This is a genomic window from Chryseobacterium sp. StRB126, assembly GCF_000829375.1.
In the GTDB taxonomy this organism is placed as follows: Bacteria; Bacteroidota; Bacteroidia; order Flavobacteriales; family Weeksellaceae; genus Chryseobacterium.
The window spans coordinates 740,255-763,742 of record NZ_AP014624.1; the positions used below are offsets into that span (position 1 = coordinate 740,255).

General features: G+C 36.7%; 21 protein-coding genes. 8 read left to right on the forward strand and 13 right to left on the reverse strand.

The window, feature by feature from the left end; genetic code table 11:
* Positions 1-42 precede the first annotated feature (42 nt).
* The 8 genes from CHSO_RS03210 (at position 43) to CHSO_RS03245 (ending at position 7,071) form a co-directional block, all read left to right on the forward strand.
* Positions 43-537 (forward strand): hypothetical protein, encoded by a 495-nt coding sequence (locus CHSO_RS03210; RefSeq protein ID WP_045492271.1) that lies wholly within the window; start codon positions 43-45, stop codon positions 535-537.
* A 32-nt stretch (positions 538-569) separates the two neighbouring features.
* On the forward strand, positions 570-1,397 hold the full coding sequence (locus tag CHSO_RS03215) for a YoaK family protein (protein ID WP_045492277.1): 828 nt from the start codon (positions 570-572) through the stop codon (positions 1,395-1,397).
* 246 nt (positions 1,398-1,643) lie between these two features.
* Positions 1,644-3,440, forward strand: coding sequence for a DNA mismatch repair endonuclease MutL (gene mutL / locus CHSO_RS03220; protein ID WP_045492278.1), 1,797 nt, complete (start codon positions 1,644-1,646; stop codon positions 3,438-3,440).
* A gap of 4 nt (positions 3,441-3,444) precedes the next feature.
* A complete protein-coding gene (locus CHSO_RS03225; RefSeq protein WP_045501776.1) occupies positions 3,445-4,173 on the forward strand; it encodes a rhomboid family intramembrane serine protease in 729 nt (242 codons plus the stop codon).
* Between the two features lie 9 nt (positions 4,174-4,182).
* The gene (locus CHSO_RS03230) at positions 4,183-5,184 is read left to right on the forward strand and encodes an endonuclease/exonuclease/phosphatase family protein (RefSeq protein WP_045492280.1); all 1,002 of its coding nucleotides are present in this window, start codon (positions 4,183-4,185) and stop codon (positions 5,182-5,184) included.
* A gap of 73 nt (positions 5,185-5,257) precedes the next feature.
* Positions 5,258-6,229: an endonuclease/exonuclease/phosphatase family protein gene (locus CHSO_RS03235; RefSeq protein WP_045501779.1), complete on the forward strand. Its 972-nt coding sequence runs from the start codon at positions 5,258-5,260 to the stop codon at positions 6,227-6,229.
* A 4-nt stretch (positions 6,230-6,233) separates the two neighbouring features.
* Complete coding sequence (locus CHSO_RS03240; RefSeq protein ID WP_045492282.1) at positions 6,234-6,593, forward strand: hypothetical protein; 360 nt, start codon at positions 6,234-6,236, stop codon at positions 6,591-6,593.
* A 31-nt stretch (positions 6,594-6,624) separates the two neighbouring features.
* On the forward strand, positions 6,625-7,071 hold the full coding sequence (locus CHSO_RS03245) for a hypothetical protein (RefSeq protein WP_045492284.1): 447 nt from the start codon (positions 6,625-6,627) through the stop codon (positions 7,069-7,071).
* Positions 7,072-7,241: 170 nt separating this feature from the next.
* On the opposite strand, the gene CHSO_RS03250 is transcribed toward CHSO_RS03245, so the two are convergent.
* From CHSO_RS03250 to CHSO_RS03310, 13 genes are all read right to left on the reverse strand, one after another.
* Positions 7,242-8,756 (reverse strand): GH3 auxin-responsive promoter family protein, encoded by a 1,515-nt coding sequence (locus tag CHSO_RS03250; protein WP_045492285.1) that lies wholly within the window; start codon positions 8,754-8,756, stop codon positions 7,242-7,244.
* A gap of 105 nt (positions 8,757-8,861) precedes the next feature.
* Positions 8,862-9,272 carry a BrxA/BrxB family bacilliredoxin gene (locus CHSO_RS03255; protein WP_045492287.1) on the reverse strand — a complete coding sequence of 137 codons (411 nt, stop codon included), beginning with the start codon at positions 9,270-9,272 and terminating at the stop codon, positions 8,862-8,864.
* Positions 9,273-9,718: 446 nt separating this feature from the next.
* Positions 9,719-10,165 carry a GatB/YqeY domain-containing protein gene (locus CHSO_RS03260; protein ID WP_045492289.1) on the reverse strand — a complete coding sequence of 149 codons (447 nt, stop codon included), beginning with the start codon at positions 10,163-10,165 and terminating at the stop codon, positions 9,719-9,721.
* A gap of 116 nt (positions 10,166-10,281) precedes the next feature.
* Positions 10,282-12,183, reverse strand: a complete 1,902-nt coding sequence (gene ftsZ, locus CHSO_RS03265) for a cell division protein FtsZ (protein ID WP_045492291.1) — start codon at positions 12,181-12,183, stop codon at positions 10,282-10,284.
* 121 nt (positions 12,184-12,304) lie between these two features.
* Positions 12,305-13,690, reverse strand: coding sequence for a cell division protein FtsA (gene ftsA, locus CHSO_RS03270; RefSeq protein ID WP_045492293.1), 1,386 nt, complete (start codon positions 13,688-13,690; stop codon positions 12,305-12,307).
* 84 nt (positions 13,691-13,774) lie between these two features.
* Complete coding sequence (locus tag CHSO_RS03275) at positions 13,775-14,752, reverse strand: cell division protein FtsQ/DivIB (RefSeq protein WP_045492295.1); 978 nt, start codon at positions 14,750-14,752, stop codon at positions 13,775-13,777.
* 69 nt (positions 14,753-14,821) lie between these two features.
* The gene (locus CHSO_RS03280) at positions 14,822-15,199 is read right to left on the reverse strand and encodes a GxxExxY protein (RefSeq protein ID WP_045492297.1); all 378 of its coding nucleotides are present in this window, start codon (positions 15,197-15,199) and stop codon (positions 14,822-14,824) included.
* A gap of 225 nt (positions 15,200-15,424) precedes the next feature.
* A complete protein-coding gene (murC, locus tag CHSO_RS03285) occupies positions 15,425-16,783 on the reverse strand; it encodes a UDP-N-acetylmuramate--L-alanine ligase (protein WP_045492299.1) in 1,359 nt (452 codons plus the stop codon).
* Between the two features lie 105 nt (positions 16,784-16,888).
* Positions 16,889-17,989: an undecaprenyldiphospho-muramoylpentapeptide beta-N-acetylglucosaminyltransferase gene (gene murG / locus CHSO_RS03290; RefSeq protein ID WP_045492301.1), complete on the reverse strand. Its 1,101-nt coding sequence runs from the start codon at positions 17,987-17,989 to the stop codon at positions 16,889-16,891.
* A gap of 59 nt (positions 17,990-18,048) precedes the next feature.
* Positions 18,049-19,287 carry an FtsW/RodA/SpoVE family cell cycle protein gene (locus CHSO_RS03295; protein WP_045492303.1) on the reverse strand — a complete coding sequence of 413 codons (1,239 nt, stop codon included), beginning with the start codon at positions 19,285-19,287 and terminating at the stop codon, positions 18,049-18,051.
* 65 nt (positions 19,288-19,352) lie between these two features.
* The gene (gene murD / locus CHSO_RS03300; protein ID WP_045492305.1) at positions 19,353-20,678 is read right to left on the reverse strand and encodes a UDP-N-acetylmuramoyl-L-alanine--D-glutamate ligase; all 1,326 of its coding nucleotides are present in this window, start codon (positions 20,676-20,678) and stop codon (positions 19,353-19,355) included.
* Between the two features lie 64 nt (positions 20,679-20,742).
* Positions 20,743-21,984 (reverse strand): phospho-N-acetylmuramoyl-pentapeptide-transferase, encoded by a 1,242-nt coding sequence (gene mraY / locus CHSO_RS03305; RefSeq protein WP_045492307.1) that lies wholly within the window; start codon positions 21,982-21,984, stop codon positions 20,743-20,745.
* 19 nt (positions 21,985-22,003) lie between these two features.
* The gene (locus CHSO_RS03310) at positions 22,004-23,464 is read right to left on the reverse strand and encodes a UDP-N-acetylmuramoyl-L-alanyl-D-glutamate--2,6-diaminopimelate ligase (protein WP_045492309.1); all 1,461 of its coding nucleotides are present in this window, start codon (positions 23,462-23,464) and stop codon (positions 22,004-22,006) included.
* Positions 23,465-23,488 lie beyond the last annotated feature (24 nt).

Here is a 23,488-nt window from a genome sequence, read left to right on the forward strand (position 1 = left end):
GTATCATCAAAAAAGATAAACACAATACAAAATAATAAGAACATGGCTAAAACAATTTTAATTGCAACAGATTATTCTCTTGAGTCATTAAACATATTGAAAAAAGTACTGAGAGAAAAAGACGCTTCCGAAGATCAGAACCAATATAACATCCTTCTGGTTTCAGGATATGACTTCGGGGATTCTATCAGAGATCTTTTATTCAATACCAAGACAACAGTTTTCAACAAGATCAGGCCTGTAGAGTTCTGCGACGGCTATGAAATCATCAGGAATAAATATCCTCATTTAGTTAATAAAATTGTCTGCGACATCTTTACAGGGAGTTTTCAGAGAACCTTTAACCAATATGTAGAGGCTCATAATATTGAAGAAGCTTACTATTCTCCCTCTATTAAAAGTAAAGCTAAAGGAAAATTTGACCTTGTTCCTTATATCAAAAAGTGCAAAGCGCTTCAGTCCGGGGAAATTACCCTTGAGATCAGAGAAAGGCTTCCGGAAAGAGGAAGACTGGCGGAGATCTTTGTAGAGGTCTAATCATCATCATCACAATTTAAAAAAGATAAAAAATGTTAAGAAATTATAGTAACAGCAGAACATTGGGAGACAATATCAGGTTGGGGACGCTGACTGCCTTCACGGCAGGTACTATAAATATTGCATCCCTACTTATATTTCTCTCTTTTACATCCAACGTAACAGGTCACTATGCCATTTTAGCTGCAGAAATCAGTAAAGGAAACTGGTCTCAGGTGGCAATAATGGGCAGCTGGATATTTTTATTCTTCTTCGGAAGTTTCCTTTCCAATTTCATTGTGATTAATTTTAATAAGAAAAGCAAGTATTTTGCTCATGCAATGCCTCTGGTATTGGAAATATTATGTTTGTTTGGGGTAGGAGTATACGGACAATTGTATTATCAGAAAACCTTGGCGGAAACGGAAGTTTTAGTAGCAGTAATGCTTTTCGCCACAGGATTACAGAATGGCTTAACGGCAAGTATTTCCAACTTCTCTGTTAAAACAACCCACCTTACGGGAACAACAACTGATTTAGGAATTCTGGTTTCTATGTTTACTCAAAAGAAATACAGAAAAAACGGTGAATTAATCGGAAGAGCAAAATTGCTCATGAGTATTATGGTAGCTTATGTATTAGGCGCTGTATTCTCAGGATTAACCTATTACTATCTGGAATTTAGAGTATTCTATGTTATCAGTCTATGTCTTATGATCGTGATCGGATATGATGCTTATAAAATTCATGTAAGACACTTCAATACAAAGTACAGATACAACAGGATTTATAAGAAACCGAACCTTTTGGCTTATCTGTATGAGAAGATCCATGGAATTCCTAAAAGTAAAAAGAATAGAAAACTGGTCTTTGAAGACTAGGATTAGATACCTGGTGCAGGGTAAATATCACTATTAATTTTTTGTATAAACTAGCTGGTTCAATCCTCTATTGGTATAAAAACAATAGGGGATTGTTCTCTTTGAAAACTAATATCACAAACAGTTTGGAGCAGAATTTGCAGAAAGCTGTATTGTTGAAATGTTGATAATTAAATATTAATTCCCGTTTTTAATGTTTTAATTCCCATTTTCATTGACTATTTTTGTAAGTTGATTTACGTTTTTATGTCAGATATTATTCAGCTTTTACCGGATCATGTAGCCAACCAAATTGCGGCAGGAGAGGTGGTGCAGAGACCTGCATCCATCGTGAAGGAACTTTTGGAAAACGCTATAGATGCAGATGCAACGAAGATTGAACTGATTATCAGGGATTCCGGAAAAAACCTTATCCAAGTCGTAGACGACGGAAAAGGAATGTCCGATACAGATGCCAGATTGGCATTTGAAAGACATGCTACCTCTAAGATCAGAGGAACGGAAGATATCTTTAAGATCGCAACAAAAGGGTTTCGTGGTGAAGCACTTGCTTCTATTGCTGCTGTTTCACAGGTAGAGCTGAGAACAAAGCAAAGGGAGGCTTCTATTGGAACCAACATATATATTGAAGGAGGTGTTTTCCAGTTTCAGGATCCCGTTCAGACTGCGGAAGGGTCAAATTTTCTGGTTAAGAATCTTTTTTATAATGTTCCTGCCAGAAGAAAGTTTCTAAAAAATAATAATATTGAGTTCAGACATGTCATTGATGAATTTCAACGTGTTGCTCTGGCGCATGAAGGATTAGAGTTTTCTCTGTTTCATGATGACGAAGCCGTTTTCAGATTAAGAAAAGGAAGTCAGATGCAGCGTATTGTAGATGTTTTCGGAAGAAAGCTGCAGCCACTTTTAGTTCCTATCAAAGAAGATATCATCTGGTGTAAGCTTCACGGGTTTGTTGCTAAACCTGAAGGGGCTAAAAAAGCTAGAGGTGAGCAGTTCCTTTTTGTGAATGGAAGATATTTCAGAAGTCCATATTTCAATAAAGCAGTGCAGGAAGCCTTTGAAGGGCTGCTTCAGCCGGGACATGTTCCGTCGTTTTTTCTTTATCTGGAGCTTGATCCTGAGAAAATTGATGTCAATATCCATCCGCAGAAAACAGAAGTGAAGTTTGAAGATGAACACCTTATTTTCGCCCTGCTTCGTTCTACCATCAAGAGGTCACTGGGAATCTATAATGTTTCTCCAAGCCTTGATTTTGATAGAGATCCGGAATTGGATGAGATGATGAATAAACCCATTCCAAGCAAAGGAAATGGTGGTGGAGGCGGTATTATTAAAATGCCCGAAATTATTGTAGACAGAGATTATAATCCGTTTTTAGAAGAAAGAAATGTAGTACATCCTGAAGAAATTCAGAATCTTACGGAAATGTACCATCAGAATATTACGGCAGAACCTTCAAAGATCAATCTGTTTGAAGATGAAGACTTTGATGAAGATCTGATGAGGTTACCCAACGGATACTGGCTGTTCAACAAAGGAGATGTTACCCTGATGCTTGATTTAGGAAGAATGCACAGATTGTTGGTTTCAGAAAATAATAAATCTACCAGGAAATCAAATACAAATACAAACAGTCACGCACTCTTATTTTCTCTGGAATATCATATGAATGAGATAGAGAAAAGTAAATATGAATCCATCAAAAAATATCTTCCTGAGCTTGGGTTTGACATGAAGATCGCTCATGAAAGCGTATTGAGAATTGATTCGCTTCCGGAAGGATTAAAAGAAACACAGGCCATGAAGTTCCTGGAAAACCTTTTCGAGATCCTGGATTATAAAACGGAAGATGAATTCATGCAGTACTATCACAATCAATGGAGTAAAATGCAGTCGAAGTCAAGATTTGACTTTATATATAAAAAAGATGCGGAACAGGTCATCAAAGACTTTACAGCACTAGGATTTCCTGAGTTTTTACCAGATGGGAAAAGATGCTTTTATGAAGTTCCGTTTAATGATTTTAAAAACAAATTTTAAAAAAATGTTTAACAATATACCGCCCATTACAAGAAATATTATCATTATCAATGTGATCGTATTTATTGTTACCTCTTTAATGGGGAATCAGGTCATCGGTTATCTTGCCGGTTTTTACCCCTTTTCTCCTTTCTTCCATTCATGGCAGGTGATTACTCACATGTTTATGCACGGAAGCATTATGCATATTTTGTTCAATATGATGACGCTCTTCAGTTTTGGTCCTATTTTGGAACAAACTTTGGGAGAAAAAAAATATCTGATTCTATATTTTTTAAGTGGTTTGGGAGCTTTCTTCCTGTTTAACTTATGGAATTTTGTTGAAGCCCAGCAGCTTTCCAGCGAATTACAGCAACTGGGATTCAATGTTGATGCTTATTTGTCCGGAGCCAGTGTACAGTTTGCGGGAAATGCAGACGCTATTCTGAAGCAGAAAGAATTACTGGATAGTTTAAAAGGAATTGTGGCAACCCCTATGGTGGGTGCTTCTGGAGCTATTTTCGGAGTGGTAGCCGCTTTTGCAACATTATATCCCGATTCAAAAATCGGAATTATGTTTATTCCGGTTCCCATAAAAGTAAAATACCTTTTACCCATTGTTATTGTGGTTTCTGTATATCTGGGAATTTCCGGAAATGGGGGTGGGATTGCTCACTTAGCTCATGTAGGAGGAGCTTTGGTAGGCTGGCTGTTGGCAAGAATTTGGAAGAAGCATTTGTATAGATTCAATTAATCATTTCCTGTGAAGATTTTCCGACTTATATTACTGATCCTGCATGTAGGAATTCTGTTCCTATTGCTGGGTTCACTATTGAATGATTATATTCCACCTAAAATATTTCCGTGGTTTAATCTGCTTTCTTTAGGTTTTCCTATTCTTATGAGCCTATATATTGTTTTAACGGTATTTTGGGTATTCAGCTGGAAAAAAAGAGCTTTTGTATTCATGTTTGTGGGATTGGCGTTTATTAATCCTGTAAAACGATGGGTCAATTTCTCTTCAGAGAAGAAAGAGGGTTCCAGCGCTATAAAGATTGTCTCTTTCAATATAAAAGCGGGGCTTATGGGCAAGGATGAGGTTTTAAACTATCTCAAAGCCCAAGATGCAGATGTTATCCTTTTGCAGGAAGATGGCGGAATAGAATATCCAACCCTTAAAGGTTATAATAGAACCAAATCGAATGGGATTTTAACCATTCTGACGAAACATAATTTATCCAACGAAAAATTAATTTTTTCTGAAGATGAGAATATGAAATTACAGAGTGCACTGCAGGCGGATATTGAAATAAAAGGGAGGACCTATAGATTTGTTGATGTCTATCTTTATCCGTTTCAGTTTGAAAAGAAGATGGTTAAGCTTGATGGAGACACTGAAGCCAATGAGCAAAAAGTAAAGGGTGTTGTAAAAAAATTAATTCCTACTTTCAAAATACACCAGGATCAGGTAAAGAAAATCCGTCAAGGGATGGAAAATTCACCATATCCTGTTATTGTAACTGGAGATTTTAATTCTGTTCCCAATTCTTATGAATATTATTATTTATCTGAAGGCCTTGAAGATGCATTCATGACAGCAGGAAGAGGAAGTGCAACCAGCTTTCATGACTATAAATTTCCGATCAGAATAGACTATATTTTTTATTCAAAATCTTTGAAGGCTATTTCCTATGTCGTTGACCGTTCTGTCAGTATTTCAGATCATTATCCAGTTATTTCGGAGCTTTCGATTAGTGATAAATAATCATAAAAATAGTTAAAGTTTGGCTGCTTGGTAGGGTTTTTGCTTAAAAAAACGGGTACCAAGAATGTTTTTCATGAAGTCGAATCAGATATTACTATTTATACATATCGCTATTGCTGTTTTACTGCTATGCACATTGGGAAATGCATGGGTTCCACCTAATATTTTAGGAAACCTTAATTTACTTTCTCTTGGTTTCCCCTATCTGATATCTGCACACATTCTTCTTACCTTGGTATGGATTTTCAAAAGAAACAAAATTGCTATTGCCTTTGCACTGGGAACATTGCTTTTTTATAATCCAATAAGAAGGTGGGTTAATTTTTCACCCAAATCAGATAAAGTAAAAACAATAAGAGACATCAAGGTTCTTACTTTTAATGTAAAATATGGTGATTACGGATGGGATAAGGTAAAAAACTATATCAAAGAGCAGGATCCTGATATCATTCTGGTACAGGAAAAAGATACCAACCGTGCTTTAAGACAGGATCTGGTAAAATATCCTTCTGTAATTCTAAAAACAAAACATAAAATTCTAAGACAGGCAGAAATCATAGAAGACAAATCAAGAGGAAATTCTTTCTATGCAGATGTAGACATTAATGGAAAGATCATCAGAATTGTAAATGTTTACTTGGAACCCTTCAGACTTCAGAAAACAATGTTTACAAAACTGGATGCGATGGGAATTGGAAATGTTTCTGCCCTTCTTTCACATATGATTCCTACTTTTCAGGCTCATGAAGATCAGATTAAAAAAATCAGAAAAGCAATTGATTTTTCTCCCTATCCTGTTATTGTAGCCGGGGATTTTAATTCTGTTCCCAATTCCTATGAATATTATAGTTTGGGAAAAGACCTGCAGGATGCATTTTTAACCGCAGGAAAGGGAAGTGCTTCCAGTTTTCATGATTATAAGATTCCTTTGAGAATTGATTATATTTTCAGCTCGAAATCAATTATTCCATTAAGCTATAAAGTAGATCAGTCTGTGAAATTATCGGATCACTATCCTGTAATTGCAGAATTTCTGCTAAATTAGTTCCATGAAAAATTTATTGTCTGCAATTTTCATTTTTGTGCTCCTTTTAGCGGCTTGTTCCAAGAAGGAATCTCCGGGATTTGGAGCAGAACAGGATATGAAAATTCATTATGATACAATGGCTGTGGATTCTTTCTCTAATGGGGCTGTTACCGTAGATATTGCCCGAAAGATCAGAATGTCTTCACCACAGTACCTAGATTCTGTAAAACAAGCTAAAAAAGCTCTGGAAGAAGAACAGAAGCTTAACGCGGAGTTGGAGAAAGAAAATAAAAAGAAAGAAGAGGAAGAAAAGAAAAAAGCAGAGGCTGAAAAGAAGAAAACTTCTGAAACTCCATCTTCCCCTGTAACCAAAGCACAATAAACCCAAGAAACATTTTAAAAAAATATACAATATGAAAAAGCAAATTCTTGCAGCAATAGTGATTTCAGTATTCACGGTTGCTTGTACAAAATCCACAACAAAGACAGAACAGGTAGAGAATGCAGACGGAACTGTTACTACCACAACTACAACGGTTTCTGAAACGTCTCCTCACATCGTTGACTCAGCAAAAGTGAATGAAGCTAAAGAAAAAGTTGATGCAAAACTAGATCAGGCTGGAAATAAGATAGATAATGCCGCTCAAAATGCTAAAGATAAAATTGATGCTACGGCAGACAAGACAAAACAAGATCTTAATAAAGCAGGGCAGGATATTAAAAATGAGGCTAATAAAGTAGGAAAAGACATTAAAACCGGAGCTCAGGAAGCAGGAAAAGATGCAAAAGATGCTGCTAGAAAAGGTGCTGCGAAAGTAGAGGATGCCGCTAAAAAATTAAAAGAAGATTTAAGTAAATAAAAACAAAACCCGCAGTTGAAATCAGCTGCGGGTTTTTTATTGGGTTGAAAGTCAAAAGAGGGAAGCTGGCTACTTCCTCCTCAATAACATCTAGTCTCTGTATTTTAATCCTTTTTACTTAAAAATATAAGTTGTGTAAAGACTGTAAGAATCTTCCATCTTCCCTTCTGTTATTTATTAAGTTCCAGTAAAGGGTCAATGTATTCTCTATCATTACTCAGCCTTGGTACTTTATTCTGGCCGCCAAGTTTTCCCTTGGATTCGAGCCAATGATAAAACAGATTATCTTTGGCGATATGAACAATTGGTCTTCTAAGCGTTATATTATTGTATCTTTTCGCTTCATAATCCGAATTGATTTTCTTTAAATGCTGGTCAAAAGCATCAACAAAACTATCCAGATTATCAGGATACTGGCTGAATTCGAAGATCCATTCATGGGCTCCGCTTTCATTTTCTTTCATAAAGACCGGAGCGCCGGTAAAATCTGTAATCTGAGCACCGGTAAGCTCACAGGCTTTAGATAGGGCAGATTCTACATTAGTGATCATTAATTCTTCCCCGAAAGCATTGATGTAGTGCTTCGTTCTTCCTGTTATTTTTATTCTGAAAGGGTTGGTAGAGGTAAATATTACCGTATCACCAATCAGGTATCTCCATAATCCGCCATTGGTCGTGATAACCATGGCATAATTTTTCCCGATTTCCACATCCTCAAGGCTTACCACTTTCGGGTTTGAAAAATGGAACTGATCCATCGGGATAAATTCGTAGAATATGCCATAATCAAGCATCAGCAGCATTTCATCGCTGTTGGACCTGTCCTGTATTCCGAAGAAGCCTTCCGAAGCATTGTAAATTTCGTAGTAATTGATGTTTTTTCCGATGATCTTGCGGTATTGCTCCCTGTAGGGCTTAAAACTGATTCCGCCGTGAAAAAACACCTCCAGATTAGGCCATAGCTCTGAAATGTTCTCTACATTGGTTTCGTTCAATACCTTTTGCAGGAGAACCATCATCCAGCTGGGTACTCCAAGGATGCTGCCTACATCTTCATTTTTCACTTCAGAAGTGATCGCTTTAAGTTTACTCTCCCATTCACCCATCAAAGAAACCTTCTTACTCGGAGTAGTGGTAATTTCTACCCAAAACGGAAGGTTATCAATTAAAATAGCTGATAAGTCTCCAAATTTTGTATTAAAATCTGCATATAGCTCAGAACTTCCACCTAAACGTAAATTCTTATAATTAAACAGCTGGTTTTCCGGATGGTTATTGGCATAAATGGAAACCATGTCCTTTCCTGCCTTCATATGGCAGTATTCGAGGCTTTCTGCTGAAATTGGGATGAACTTGCTTTTGGCATTGGTTGTTCCGGAGGATTTGGCAAAATGCTTAATCAGTCCCGGCCAGCTTACATCTTTTTGTCCCTGTCTCGCTTTTTCAATATAAGGCTCCATTTCTTCATAAGTAACAATAGGAACTTTATTTTTAAAGTCCTGATAGCTTGAAATGGAGTTGAATCCATGCAGTTTACCATATTCCGTATCTTCCGCATGAAACAGTTGGGAAAACAATATGCCCTTCTGAGTCTCAATGGGATGATCCATGAAATTCTGAATCTGGTCTATCCTTTGGCGGATGAACCAGTTGACTACAGTATTAAAAAGTGCCTTGGTTGCCATTCCAACAAATATAATGATATTTGAATGTTTAGAGAATTTTTTGTGGGGTTAAATAAAAAAACCGCTACAAAATTTGTAACGGTTTAGTATCTAGTTTATTGTTTCTTAGCAGTACTCATCATAAGCAGCCTGAAGATTTGCAGCGATTGCTCCTGCTGGATTTCCTTCAATGTGATGTCTTTCCAGCATATGAACTAATTCCCCATCTTTGAAAAGTGCTACACAAGGAGAGCTTGGCGGGAATGGAGCAAGGTGTTTTCTTGCTTCTACTACAGCCTCAGTATCAAAACCTGCAAATACAGTTGTTAAATGATCTGGCTTTTTGTCTCCAGTTAAAGAGTATACTACTCCCGGTCTTGCAGCACCTGCAGCACATCCGCATACAGAGTTGATGACCAATAATGTAGTTCCAGACTGCTTCAAAGCACCTTCTACCTGAGCAGGAGTTGTTAAATCCTGGAAACCTTTATCTGTAAGTTCAGCCTTCATAGGCATTACTAAATCTGTTGGATACATATATTTTGTTTTTTATCACTACAAAGTTAAGCAATTCTTTACGTTTGTTCAATATATAATAACTATGAATGGATTAGGCATATAAAATTAACCCAATATTAATATTATAACAATATTCAAAAAAATGTGAATTAAAATTAGGAATAATCAAATATAATTATTAAATTTGAAATGATTCTGAAAAACAAACGACCATGAAAAAAACATTTAAGGCTTTCCCTCAAGCAATCAATCACTTAATACCATCCGAAATATGATCGTATCTAAACTCTTTTTTAAAGTTTTCTGAATCAATAGACTTTAATATCCAAAAAAATGAAGCCCGAGACTCAAAAAGTCCCGGGCTTCTTAATCAAATCGATATGCAAAGGTTGTATATCCTTAGTTATAGAATGAGATACATGTTTTCGAGATTCGGAAAATCCGAACCCTGAACTGGTATCACATTATGAAAGGAGCTTTTTAACCATCTCGGAAATGCTTTTTCCGTCTGATTTTCCGGCTAATGCTTTTGAAGCAACTCCCATTACCTTTCCTAAATCTTTCATAGATTCAGCTCCGGTTTCTGAAATTATATTTTTAATTTCTGTTTCTAATTCTTCTGCAGAAAGCTGTTTTGGTAAAAACTTCTCAATAACTTTCATCTGAGCTTCTTCCACTTCTGCAAGATCTTGTCTTCCCTGGGCAGAAAACTGCTCAAAAGAATCTTTACGTTGCTTAATCATTCTCTGAAGAATAGCAATTTCCTGTTCTGCAGAAACTTCAGCACCTCTGGCTTCTGTTTGTAAAAGAAGAATTTGAGATTTTACAGCACGAAGAGAGTCTAAAGCAACTCTGTCTTTCTCTCTCATCGCAGTTTTTATAGCTTCGCTTATAATATTTTCTAAACTCATAATTATGATTTGAAAATTTGAAAATGAAACAATTTGAAGATTATAAAAACACCGGATTTATGATTTCCTGTGGATTAATTTTCAAATTCTCAAATTATTTCATTTTCGAATTAAATTTAGTCTACGTCTTTATTTAAAAATCTATTTTCTCTGATTTGCATAGAACCGTTGTTGTCAGACATATATGTGTTGATATTCTGATCTGATGGGTTGGTTCCGTCAATAGAGATGTTTTTTCTCTTGAAAGCAGGAATAGATTCGAATTCACTCGTGCTGTCAAAGCTTTGATAACGGGAATTGAATTCTTTTAATTTATTTCTTCTTTCTATAATTCTGTCCTGATCGATCGTTTTGTTCACGAAAGTGAATTCTGATTCTTCAGTTTTTGGAGTTTCAATTTCTGTTTTAGTTTCAAAAGCAGGTCTTGTTTCAGTTTTTGGCTCTTCTTTTTGATAGAAGGTTTCGATTTTCTGAGCAGGTTCTGCTACTGCACTTACCGGAGCATTAAACTCTGCTTTAGGCTGTCCGTAATCTGTTTTAGGCTCATTTCTGATAGGCTCATTAACGAAGAAATTGAATTCAACCGGTTTCTCTTGTGAAGAATTGTTGTTGAAAACATTCCCAGACTGAAGTTCCTCTTTTTTATTGTCGAAATCAAATGAGAAAGACTGAATTTCTAAATCATTTGGATCTTCCTCTTCTTCAATAGAAAGTAAGCTGTATTCTTCCTGCTCATCTTCATTTCTCCACCCTTGCTCAGGAGTGTTGATTGTATTTTCTTCTTTATCAAAGAATTTTATTTCTGTTCTGATCTCCTCTTCCTCAATAATCCTTTTTTTTTCGGTAGAAGTCACATTGAATGGTGTATCATGGTCCTCATCATCCAATCTGAAAAGGCTTTTTCTGCCGAAATCATGAGTTACTTCAGGAGCAGACTCTCTTTCTTCTCTTGTTTTAAAAGGGGAAGATTTTTGGGACTCTAAATTATCATTAAGACTGATTCTGATCTTTTCGGTAGGACCAGAGAATTTCTTATTGTCATTAGAGAATCCTGTAGCAATAACAAGTACGCTTACTGCATCTCCAAGTTCTTCATCGGCACCTACTCCAAAAATGATATCAGCAGTATTTCCGGCTTCTTTCTGGATGTGGTCCATAATGATACCGATTTCGTCCATGGTAACTTCTTCAGCACCACTTCTGATCAACAATAGTACATTTTTAGCACCAGTAATTTTGTTGTCATTCAATAGTGGAGAATCTAATGCTTTTCTTACGGCTTCTTCGGCTTTATTTTCACCTGAAGCTGTACCGGTAGACATTAGAGCTGTACCAGAGTTCTGAAGCACAGATTTAGCATCTCTAAAGTCAATGTTTACATCAAAGTAACCCGTAATAACTTCTGCCATTCCTTTAGCAGCATTGGCTAAGACTTCATCCGCTTTAGAGAATCCTTGTTTGAATCCAAGGTTTCCGAATTGCTGTCTCAGTTTATCATTGTTGATTACAATTAATGAATCAACATTATTTTTTAATTTCTCAAGCCCGTTTTCAGCCTGTTCCAATCTTCTTTTTCCTTCGAAACTGAAAGGGACGGTAACAATACCTACGGTTAAGATTCCCATGTCTTTTGCCACTTTAGCAATGACAGGAGCGGCTCCGGTACCTGTACCACCACCCATTCCGGCAGTGATGAACACCATTTTCGTGTTCTGACCCATAGCAGCCTTGATATCTTCAATACTTTCAATTGCTGATTTTTCTCCTACTTCAGGATCAGCACCGGCTCCAAGACCTTCTGTAATAGAAGTTCCCAACTGAACCTTATTGGCAACGGGGTTATTATCCAGGGTCTGGGCGTCTGTATTACAGACCACGAAATCAACTCCGTGGATCCCTTTCTCGTACATGTGCTTTAGAGCGTTGTTTCCTCCACCTCCTACACCGATTACTTTTATGATGGATGAATTTCCTTTTGGTAGGTCAAATGAAAATCCTTGTGTACCTATATTTTCCATAACTATATTTTTAATAATTGATAACTGATAGATGATAATTGATGAATGATATTCGTTTTAAGTTAATAAATATTAAGCTATTTTCTGGTATCATTGATCATTAATCTTTTATCATTTATATTTATTCTACTTCTTCAAAGAATTTTTTTACTTTTTCCATAAGCGACTGCCCGAAGGTCAGTTTAGCTTTTCTGTTTTCCTGTCTTTCATCAGCAATTTGCTGTTCCTGAACAGGAGCTGCAGTCTGCTGAATAGGTTGAACAGTTTCTGCCTGTACAGGAGCTGCTTCAGGCTTAGTTTGCTCTTTTACAGCTTCTTCTATATCGTCAATAGTCTGCCTTTTATCCCTGATCTTCAAACTCTCCATCAATAACCCAATAGACGTAGCAAATTCAGGGCCTTTCAGATACTGATTTTTATCGTTGGCAATATATTCATTTGCAAAACCGATTCTGCTGTCAAAACCTGTGGTATAATTGGCCAGCTGTCTAAGGTGTTTAAGGTTTGACCCACCACCTGTAAGTACGATTCCTGCAATCAGCTTTTTCTTCTGTTCAAAGGCTCCGTAGGCTTTAAGCTCGGTATTAACCATTTCCAGAACTTCTTCTACTCTTGCATTGATGATCTGAGCAAGGGTTTTTAAAGAGATTTCCTTATCTGGTCGCCCATGAAGTCCCGGAATTGTTACAAAAGTACTGTCTTTTTCTAATTCTGGAACAGCCGAACCGAATTTTACTTTCAATTGTTCAGCATGTTTTTCAATAATGGAGCATCCTTCTTTGATATCTTCCGTAATAATACCGCCTCCGTAAGGGATTACGCAGGTATGACGGATGATATTGTCTTTGAAGATGGCAATATCTGTAGTACCCCCTCCAATATCAACAATAGCTACTCCTGCTTCTTTCTCTTCTTTGGTAAGAACAGCTTCTGAAGAGGCTAATGGTTCTAAAGTAAGGGCTTCCATTTCTAATCCGGCTTCACGAACGCATCTTGCAATATTTCTGATGCTTCCCATTTGCCCTACTACAACGTGGAAGTTGGCTTCTAAACGTTTTCCGTGCATTCCGACAGGTTCCTGAATTTCGCCTTCGGAATCCACTTTATATTCTTGTGGAAGGACATGGATAATTTCTTCTCCAGGAAGCATAACCAGTTTCTTGACCTGATCTTTTAACGCTTCAATATCATCATCTGTGATGAACTTATCCGGATGTTCACGCATAATATAATCGGAGTGCTGCAGAGAACGTATGTGTTTTCCTGCAATACCTACCGTAACTTTGCGGATAGGAACCCCGGCACTGGATTGTGCCTCGGATACTGCAGCCTTGATTGAATTAATAGTTTGTGAAATATTATTCACAATACCTTTATGAACACCAAGACTTTTAGCTTTTCCTACACCGAGAACTTCTATTTTCCCGTGTGCATTCCTTCTTCCGACAATCGCGACTATCTTTGTTGTCCCGATGTCCAGACCTACTGAATACTCTTGATTTTCCATTTTATATCGATTTGATTTTTTTCTACTTTTTCCATGCAGAACTTAGTCCTGCTTTGTGTTAAATTGCCCTTTCGGGACTATTTTTTATTCTATTTTCACCTTGGGTTTCGGCTTTGGCTTGGACTGTGCCGGGGCCGTTGTTTTCTTCTCTGTTTTCTTTGTTTCTTTTGCCTGTGTTTTGGGTTTCGTACTCTCTTTCGGTTTTGCCGGAGTTGAGCTTGTTTTTTTCACTTCTGCAATCTTTGGTTTTGCATCCGCCTTTTTAGCAGCAGCTGTAAGTGCCGGAGCTTTTGCCATTTCTAATTTACCCGCTTTCAGGATACTGTCGTTTTCCTTGAAGTGTGGATTTAGAGTGGTTACAATCTGGTTCTGGTATTTTACAGAAACCATACTGTATTTTTGAGGATCCTGATAAACCAGGTATTTTTCTACAAAAGTTTTAAATCCTCTTACTTTAAAGTCAATATTCTCCAGATCTCCAAGTTCCACTCTGTAGTTTCCTTCACTGGTCAGGAGATTATAGCTGTCTTTACTTTTTGAAATTCCAATGAAGAATTTCTTACTGAAGTCGTCTTTATCAATTTTTCCAACCAGTTCTGCCAGCTTTTCATATTCATCCGGCTGTACATTTCCTGTAACCAGCATACATGGATGGGAATAGGTTCTTGAAATAGGAAATTCAACTCCTTTTTCATCCACATAAAAGTCTTTTCCTTCTTTATTGAGCCTGAATACAGGAACTCTCTGTTTGATATCCAGATTCAGTTTCCCATTTAAGTTCAGATAGACATTGGCACTGTCTACAGCTGGGAGTGCGTTGATCTTTTTTTCTAATGCCGGAATGTTCAAATCTCCTACTTTTCCTGATGGATTCTCCTTTTTTACAATCTCTCTGATGTCTTTTTCATCAACAAAGTAAACAGGAGTTTTTTCATTCATTTTTACAGAAATCTTATTATCTGTAATCTTTTGGCCGCCGAATCTCTTCAAGGAGAAACTCAGCAACAATCCAAGGATGATTACCGTGATAACAATTTTTAATATTCTGTATTTATTTTTCATATTTTTCTTTAAACACTATGTGCGCAAAGTATTTTTATTTCTTATTAGCAGAGATATTTTTACTCTCCTTTATAATTTATTCACAACTCGTTTTACACCATTTTTAAATAACATTGAATGAAAATTTAAAATCATTCCGAGTTTCATATCTGTTATCCTCAAATAATTTAAAAGCTGAAAGAAATGATAATCATTAATTTCCGGAACTGCTTTTATTTCAATTATTACTTTGTTTTCAATTAATAAATCTACTCTGAACGCTTTAGAGATATTTAATTCTTCATATTTAATATCAATGTTTTTTTGATATTCTACATTTAATCCTCTTTTTTCTAGTTCATAAACTAAACATTCTTCATATACATTTTCATAAAGTCCTATTCCAAGCGTACGATGTATTTTCATTCCGGCATCGAAAACAATACCTGAAATTTTATTTTCTATCATACATTGTGTTTTTTATTTTTAACGCTAGGATCGCAGAGAATCCTTATTCTTTTTCCGTTCGCGAGGGCGTTTCACTCATCGAAGGCTGTAATTTTTATAATTTTATTGTTAATATATCTTTTTTTACAGTAATCTTTGTTAACTCATTTTCTTTGCTGAGTGAAACGCCTCTGCGCCCAAAAATATTTTACTTTTTAAACTTTCTTAGCGCACACAGCGTTTAGATTAAATTTTTGCAATCCACTCACAGATCGGGTCATATAGGGTGTCTATATTTCCGGCACCTACGGTGAGAAGGATATCAAAATCCTTTTGTTTTATTTTTTCAAAAGCATCGGATAAAGTGGATACTTCTTTTTTATCTAATGTTACTTTTTCCAACAACCAACTTGAAGTAACTCCTTCAAAATTTTCCTGAAGTTCTCTTGCCGGGTAAATATCCAAAAGAATCAATTCGTCTGCTTTGCTCAGGCTTTCAGCAAATCCATCTGCAAAATCTCTTGTTCTGCTGAACAGGTGAGGCTGGAAGACCACCAATAATTTTTTATCAGGATAAAATGTCTTGATAGAGCCCATTACCGCATTAATTTCTGTTGGGTGATGAGCGTAATCATCTATATAAATTTTACCATTTTCGTAAAAATGCTTGGTATATCTTCTTTTAATTCCTTTAAAATTGGCAATTGCCTTTTTCAGCGTATCAAAATCTGCGCCCAAATTGTGTAAAATTGCTAATGCTACTGTTGCATTTTCTACATTATGAATTCCTGGGATTTCCCAAACAAAATCTTTTATGGTTTCGGTTGGAGTGTGGAAGTCAAAATAAATTTTATCATGATCCATTCTCAGGTTATCAGAATAGTAATCAGCTTTTTCATTTACAGCGTAGGTCTGATGTCCTCTTCCGATTTCAATGCCTTTTCTTACGAAGAGCTGTTGGTCTTCAGGAACTAAGGCTGCAAATTGTCTGAAGCCTTCTTCAATATGGCTTTTATCTCCATAAATATCCAAGTGGTCTGCGTCGGTTGAAGTTACAACTGCCCAGTCTGGAGAAAGGTTCAGGAAGCTTCTGTCGTATTCATCTGCTTCCACTACTGAATACTTAGAACCGTTATATAGAAAGTTTGATTTAAAGTTTTCAGAAATCCCACCTAAAAAGCATGAGAATGGAAGGTTTGCTTCTTTGCATAAATGAGAAACCAGGGTAGACGTTGTTGTTTTACCGTGGGTTCCTGCTACTGCGATACAGTCTGTATTTTCCGTGATTAATCCTAAAACCTTTGCACGTTTCAGCACTTCAAACTGATTTTGATTAAAGTAATCTAAAATCCCAAGTGTTTTGATGGCAGGCGTGTAAATGATTAATGTATCTTCTTTTTGAAGAGAGGTAACCCTTTCATCAATAAGATCTTCGAAAACGATATCAATTCCTTCTTTCATCAGATTTTGAGTAAGCTTGGTGTTGGTTTTATCGTAACCCAATACTTTTTTTCCGGACGCATGGAAATAGCGTGCTAATGCACTCATTCCTATGCCTCCGATTCCAACGAAGTAAAAGTTCTGATATGTTTCTAAATTCTTCATTACTTATTAATAATTTTCATTTTGTCATTCCGAGGAACGAGGAATCTTGATAATAGAGATTCTTCACTTCACTATGTTTCGTTCAGAATGACAAATTTTACACATTTATCTTATGATTTTAAATATCTCATCTACAATCTCTTTTGTAGCATCCGGCTTAGCAAAATATTTCAGATTGTCGGACATTTCTTTTCTCACACTTTCATTTTCGCAGATTTCTGATAATGTATTCCAGAATTTTTCCTGCATTTCAGAGTCTTTTACCATTCTGGCTGCATTTTTTTCAACCAGATTCATGGCATTTTTGGTTTGATGGTCTTCCGCTGCAAAAGGGAATGGGACCAATAATACCGGTTTCTGTGCTACGGCCAACTCTGAAATGGCAATGGCTCCGGCTCTTGAAACGATGATATCTGCTGCAGAATAAGCAAGTTCCATGTCTTTGATAAATTCACGGATCTGAATATTTCTGGTATCAATATCTTTTGTTTCTTCAATAATATCTTTATAATCAAGCTTTCCTGTCTGCCAGATCAGCTGATAATCTTTATCTACAATTTGGTTTAAATGTGATTTCCATGCATTGTTTAATGTTCTGGAGCCTAAAGATCCACCCACCGATAAAATGGTTAGTTTATCTTTATTTAACCCCATTTTTTGTTTTGCCTGAGCTGTTTCCTGCATTCCTGAAATAATAACAGAACGGATTGGGTTTCCCAGAAACTTGATCTTTTCTGCGGGAAAGCCTGCTACTTTCGGATAGGCTGTAAAGATGGCTTTTGCTGCTTTACTTAAAATCTTATTGGTGACTCCTGCGTGGGCATTCTGTTCCTGAATAAAAACCGGAACTCCCAATTTTGTAGCTTCATATAAAGCGGGGCCACTTGCAAAACCTCCTGTTCCTATCGCAATGTCTGGCTTAAAGTCTTTGATAATTGCTTTTGATCTGTTTAAACTTTTTAGAATCTTGAAAGGAAGTCCTAAGTTGGATAACAGGTTTCCTCTGTCAATTCCTGCGATATCAATTCCTTCAATTTTATAACCAGCTTGTGGAACTTTTTCCATTTCCATTTTTCCGTTGGCTCCAATGAACAAAAATTCTGCATCTGGAAACCTTTTCTTGATTTCGTCAGCGATGGCAATGGCAGGGAAGATGTGTCCTCCTGTTCCTCCGCCTGATAGTAGTATTTTTAGTTTTTTGTTCATTTTAATTAATAGGACTTCGTCCGATTTTTGTTAAATTTTCCTTTTGGGACTCTTTTGGTTTATGCGATATCGTTTATTTCTGCTATGCTTTGTTTTTTGCCCATTCCTTCCTCATCGTAAATCTGAATTCTGGAGCTTATATTTAAGATAATTCCTAGCTGTAAATAGGTTACCAGCATGGAGGTTCCTCCGTAACTTATCAATGGTAACGGCTGCCCTGTTACCGGGATCAGATTAACGGCAACAGCAATATTTACAGATAGCTGTATAAAAATCATTACCCCGAGACTGAGCACGAGCAATGATCCGAAGAAGGCCGGCATTTTACTGGCGATCATCACAATCCTTATCATCATAATCAGATAGAGACTGATTAAAAATGCGGCTCCTATTACTCCGTATTCTTCAACGATTACTGCGAAGATAAAGTCGGAGGCAGATTGCGGGAGCATCTGTTTTAATGCGCTTTTTCCGGGTCCCATTCCGGTAATGCCACCGTGTACGATGGCAGCTTTGGCCTGCATTACCTGATAGTTCTTGGCTTTTACACTTTCATCATCAATATCTGCTGATTTTGCTTTACTTGATGTAAATGTTTCAATACGGCTCATCCATGTATGAACACGGTTTCCTCCGATCATGTTTGTATTCAATGCAATTAACAGAAAGAATACAATGGCCACAAATGATGCTGAAATAAAGCCTGCAATGTATTTCCAGTGAAGCTGTCCGATAATCAGAACAACCACTGAAACCATAAGGATCATTAATGCTGTAGAACCGTTATCTTTTGCTACCAGTACAAAAACAAGTAGAATAGGACCGAAAATATACATGATATTCTCTATCGGAAGTCTTTCTCTTGTTATCTTCTTGGTTAAATATCTGCATAAATAGATAATCAACATCAGGAAGGCGAATGATGACGGCTGGAATGAGATAGGGGTTCCCGGAATTTTCAGCCATCGGGAAGCACTGGCTCCATCAATGGTCTGTCCGGTAAACATGGTAACAATCAATAGAACAATCATCAGCCCAAGCAGGATACTGCTGAGTTTACCGATGTATTCATATTTTATTGTTCCTACAAGTCTCATAATCGCTAATCCCAGGACTACAAAGAACATATGTTTGATAACGTGACCTGTAGTGGTTCCGTTATTAACAATATATTCCAGGTTTGAACTTGCAGAATAAACAGGGAAAATAGAGAAAATGGAGATCACGAGAATGACCATCCAAAGTACTTTATCGCCCTTTAGAAATTCAAATCTGGTTTCTGTATTCTGCTCGTCCATATGTTTTGTATTGATGTTTTTTGTAAAAAGTGTCATCCACTTTTTACAACTGACATTTTACATTTTTACTTTAATACCTGCTCTTTAAACTGACGTCCTCTGTCTTCATAGCTTTTGAATAAATCAAAGCTTGCGCAACATGGAGAAAGTAGAACAGTGTCTCCTTTTTTAGCCAGTAATTTTGATATTTTCACGGCTTCTTCCATGCTTGAAGTGTCATAAATAAACTCCTTTTTATCTTTAAAGAAATCTATAATCTTCTTATTGTCAATACCAAGGCAAACAATTGCCTTTACTTTTCTTTTGACTAAATCCTCTATTTCGGTATAGTCATTTCCTTTATCTAATCCACCAACAATCCAAACGGTTGGGGTTTTCATACTTTCCAAAGCATAGTAAGTGGCATTCACATTGGTTGCTTTACTGTCATTGATGTATTTTACTCCATCCGTTTCAGTTACAAACTCCAGTCTGTGCTCTACAGCCTGGAATGTCATTAATGAATGTCTTATACTTTCATTATTGATCTTCAGTATTTTACCTGCTATAGAAGCAGCTAAGCTGTTGGCAACATTGTGATTCCCAAGTAGGGATAATTCTTCAACTTTCATGGAGAATTCATCCTTCATTTTTACCACAATCTGATCATCGTTTACAAAACCTCCTTCAGGAAGCTGTTCCTTTGTGGAGAAAGGAATCATCTTCGCTTTTATTTCTAATTTTTCAAGCAGGTTTTTACTCATTTCGTCATCTTTATTGTAGATGAAGAAGTTGTCGTTTTCCTGATTTTCAGTGATTCTGAATTTTGCCAATGCATATTCTTCATAGTTGTAGTTGTACTGATCCAGGTGATCCTGAGACAGATTCAACAATAAAGAGATATAAGGTCTGAAATTCTGGATATCATCTAACTGGAAAGAGCTTACTTCCAATACATAATATTCATGGTTTTCATCTGCAACCTGCTTTGCAAAGCTATATCCTATGTTTCCTCCCAACCCTACATTTAATCCGTCATTTTTCAGGATGTAGTAGATCAGGGAAGTGGTGGTTGTTTTTCCGTTACTTCCTGTAATGGCAATGATCTTTGCATCTGTAAACTCAGAAGCGAATTCAATTTCAGAGGAAAGTCTGATTCCTTTTTCATGAATTTTGTGGATGATCTCTGCTTTTTTCGGTATTCCCGGACTTTTTACGATCCAATCGGCATTTAAAATCCTGTCTTCATCGTGGTTTCCTTCTTCAAATTCAATTCCATTTTCGGTAAGAAACTGCTTATAGTTATCTTTAATGGCTCCTTTATCTGAAAGAAATACTTCCAGACCTTTCTTTTTGGCCAAATAAGCAGCTCCACATCCGCTTTCTCCTCCTCCTAAAACAACTATTTTCATATTATTTTGATTTAATGATTAAAAGATCTTCAGTGTTTAAATCTTTCAATTTTTAAATTAAGTTTTATCTCATTTTTAAGGTGATCAGACAAACAATTGCCAGTATTACTCCAATGATAATCATTCTGTTTACGATTTTACTTTCGTGAAAACCTTCTTTCTGATAATGGTGGTGTAGTGGTGACATTTTGAATAGTCTATTGTTTTGAGCATATTCCAGCCCATATTTTTTCTTTCTGTATTTGAAAACAACTACCTGAAGCATAACGGATAGGTTTTCGATCAGGAAAATTCCACATAAAACAGGAATCAGTAATTCTTTTCTTAAAATAATCGCTAAAACGGCAATTACTCCTCCTAGCATCAAACTTCCTGTATCGCCCATGAAAACCTGGGCAGGATAGGTATTGTACCAGAAGAATCCAATTACGGCTCCTACCATTGCGACGGCAAAAATGGTGGTTTCTCCCATATTCGGCAGGAACATGATATTGAGATAGTCTGCAAAGATGATGTTCCCTGAAAGGTAGGCGAAAAGGGCAAGGGTAAGCAGTATTATGGCACTGGTTCCTGCGGCGAGCCCGTCTATTCCATCAGTGATATTGGCTCCATTGGAAACGGCTGTTACGATGAAGATGACAATAGGGATAAAGACAATCCATGCCCACTCATGGGCATCTTTTTCATTCATCCAAAACAGGATTCCGCTATAATCGAACTCATTATTCTTTGCGAATGGTACTGTAGAAACTGTGATTTTCTCTGTAGGCATGAAGTTTTGCTCTACGTTGTTTCTGTTCACTACTTTTGCATCGGCATATTTTCTTTTAACGGTGATATCCGGATGGAAATACATGGTGATTCCGACAATTAAGCCTAAACCAACCTGCCCCACAATTTTGAATTTACCGCTTAGTCCGTCTTTATTTTTCTTTATTTTCTTTAAATAATCATCCAGAAATCCGATGGCCCCCATCCAAAACATTGAAACGAGCAGTAAGACAATATATACGTTTGTAATTCTTGTAAACAGCAATACGGGAATAATGGTAGCCAAAATAATGATAAGTCCTCCCATGGTAGGAGTTCCTTCTTTTTGTTTTTGGCCATCCAATCCTAGATCACGGACTAATTCACCCATTTGTTTTGTTCTCAGGTAGTTGATGACTCTTTTTCCGTAGACAAGAGCAATAATTAATGAGAACAATACTGCCATTCCTGCACGGAAGGAGATGTATTTCAACATTCCTAATCCCGGAACGTGAATTCCATGGTCGGTTAGATATTCGTATAGATAGTATAGCATAGTTTCAATTTGTTAATAATTACTTGCTCATTAATTTCCAAAGCTCATTAATTACTTCTTTGTCATCAAAATGATGTTTTACACCATTGATCTCCTGATAGTTTTCGTGGCCTTTTCCGGCTACGAGAATAATATCTTTAGGTTCTGCAAACTTTATGGCCATCTTTATGGCTTCTTTTCTGTCCGGAATTGAAGTGTATTTGCTGAAGTTCTGAGGTTCAACACCTGCTTCTATTTCCTTGATAATTTGTCCGGGATCTTCTGTTCTTGGGTTGTCTGAAGTGATGATTGCCAATGTTGATTTTTTAGTGGCAATATTTCCCATTTCAGGTCTTTTGGAGTGATCTCTGTCTCCTCCACAACCGAAAACGGTGATTAATCTTTCGTTTTTGGTTCTGATATCGTTAATGCTGTCCAAGATATTTTCTAAAGCATCCGGAGTGTGTGCATAGTCTACGATAAAGAAAATTCCACCATCGGATTTCATGGTTTCAAATCTTCCGGAAACTCTTTTTAAGTTACTGATGGCCTGAAGAATCTCATCCTGTTCAAACCCAAGTTCTTCCGCAATTCCGAAAACCAGCAATAGGTTGTACACATTGAATTTTCCTGTTAATGTGGTCCAAAATTCTTTTCCGTTGAAGTTCAGCAGCATTCCGTTGAAATCTACTTCCAATAGTTTTCCGTGATAGTCTGCCATTGTTTTCAAAGCGTAAGATTTCTTTGTCGCTTTTGTATTCTGAAGCATGACGTTACCATTTTTGTCATCTACATTGGTGATGGCAATGGCTGTATCTTCTAATTCATCAAAGAATCTTTTTTTCGTTTTTAAGTATTCTTCGAATGTTTTATGATAATCTAAATGATCGTGGGTAAGATTGGTAAATCCTGCTACTTTGAAGTGTAACCCCTCGATTCTGTTTTGGGCAATTCCGTGAGAACTTACTTCCATGAAAGCAAATTCGCACCCTTTCTCCACTGCTTCAGCTAAGATTTTATTGATGGTAATAACATCCGGAGTGGTATGAGTCGCGGGAATAATTTCTTCCCCAATTCTGATTTCAACGGTTGATAATAAAGCAGAATCATATCCTAAATTCTTGAAAACATCAAAAAGGAGGGTAGAAACAGAAGTTTTTCCGTTGGTTCCGGTAACACCTATCAGTTTTAGTTTCTGAGAAGGATTTCCGTAGAAGTTAGATGAAAGATGACCTAAAGCTTTAGCAGAGTCTTTCACTTTGATATAAGTTACGTTTTCTGCCAGCGTTTCAGGGAATTCTTCACAAACAATTGCTGTTGCTCCTTTTTCAATAGAAGATGCAATGAATGAGTGTCCATCCACTACTGTTCCTCTTATAGCAATGTAAAGAGCGTTTTCTGTAACCTTTCTGCTGTCGAAAACCAATTCTGATACCTCACGGTTGCTGTCTCCGTGGATTTCTATTACTGGAATTCTGTTTACTAATTCTGTTATTATCATCTTTTATCAATAGGACTTTATCCT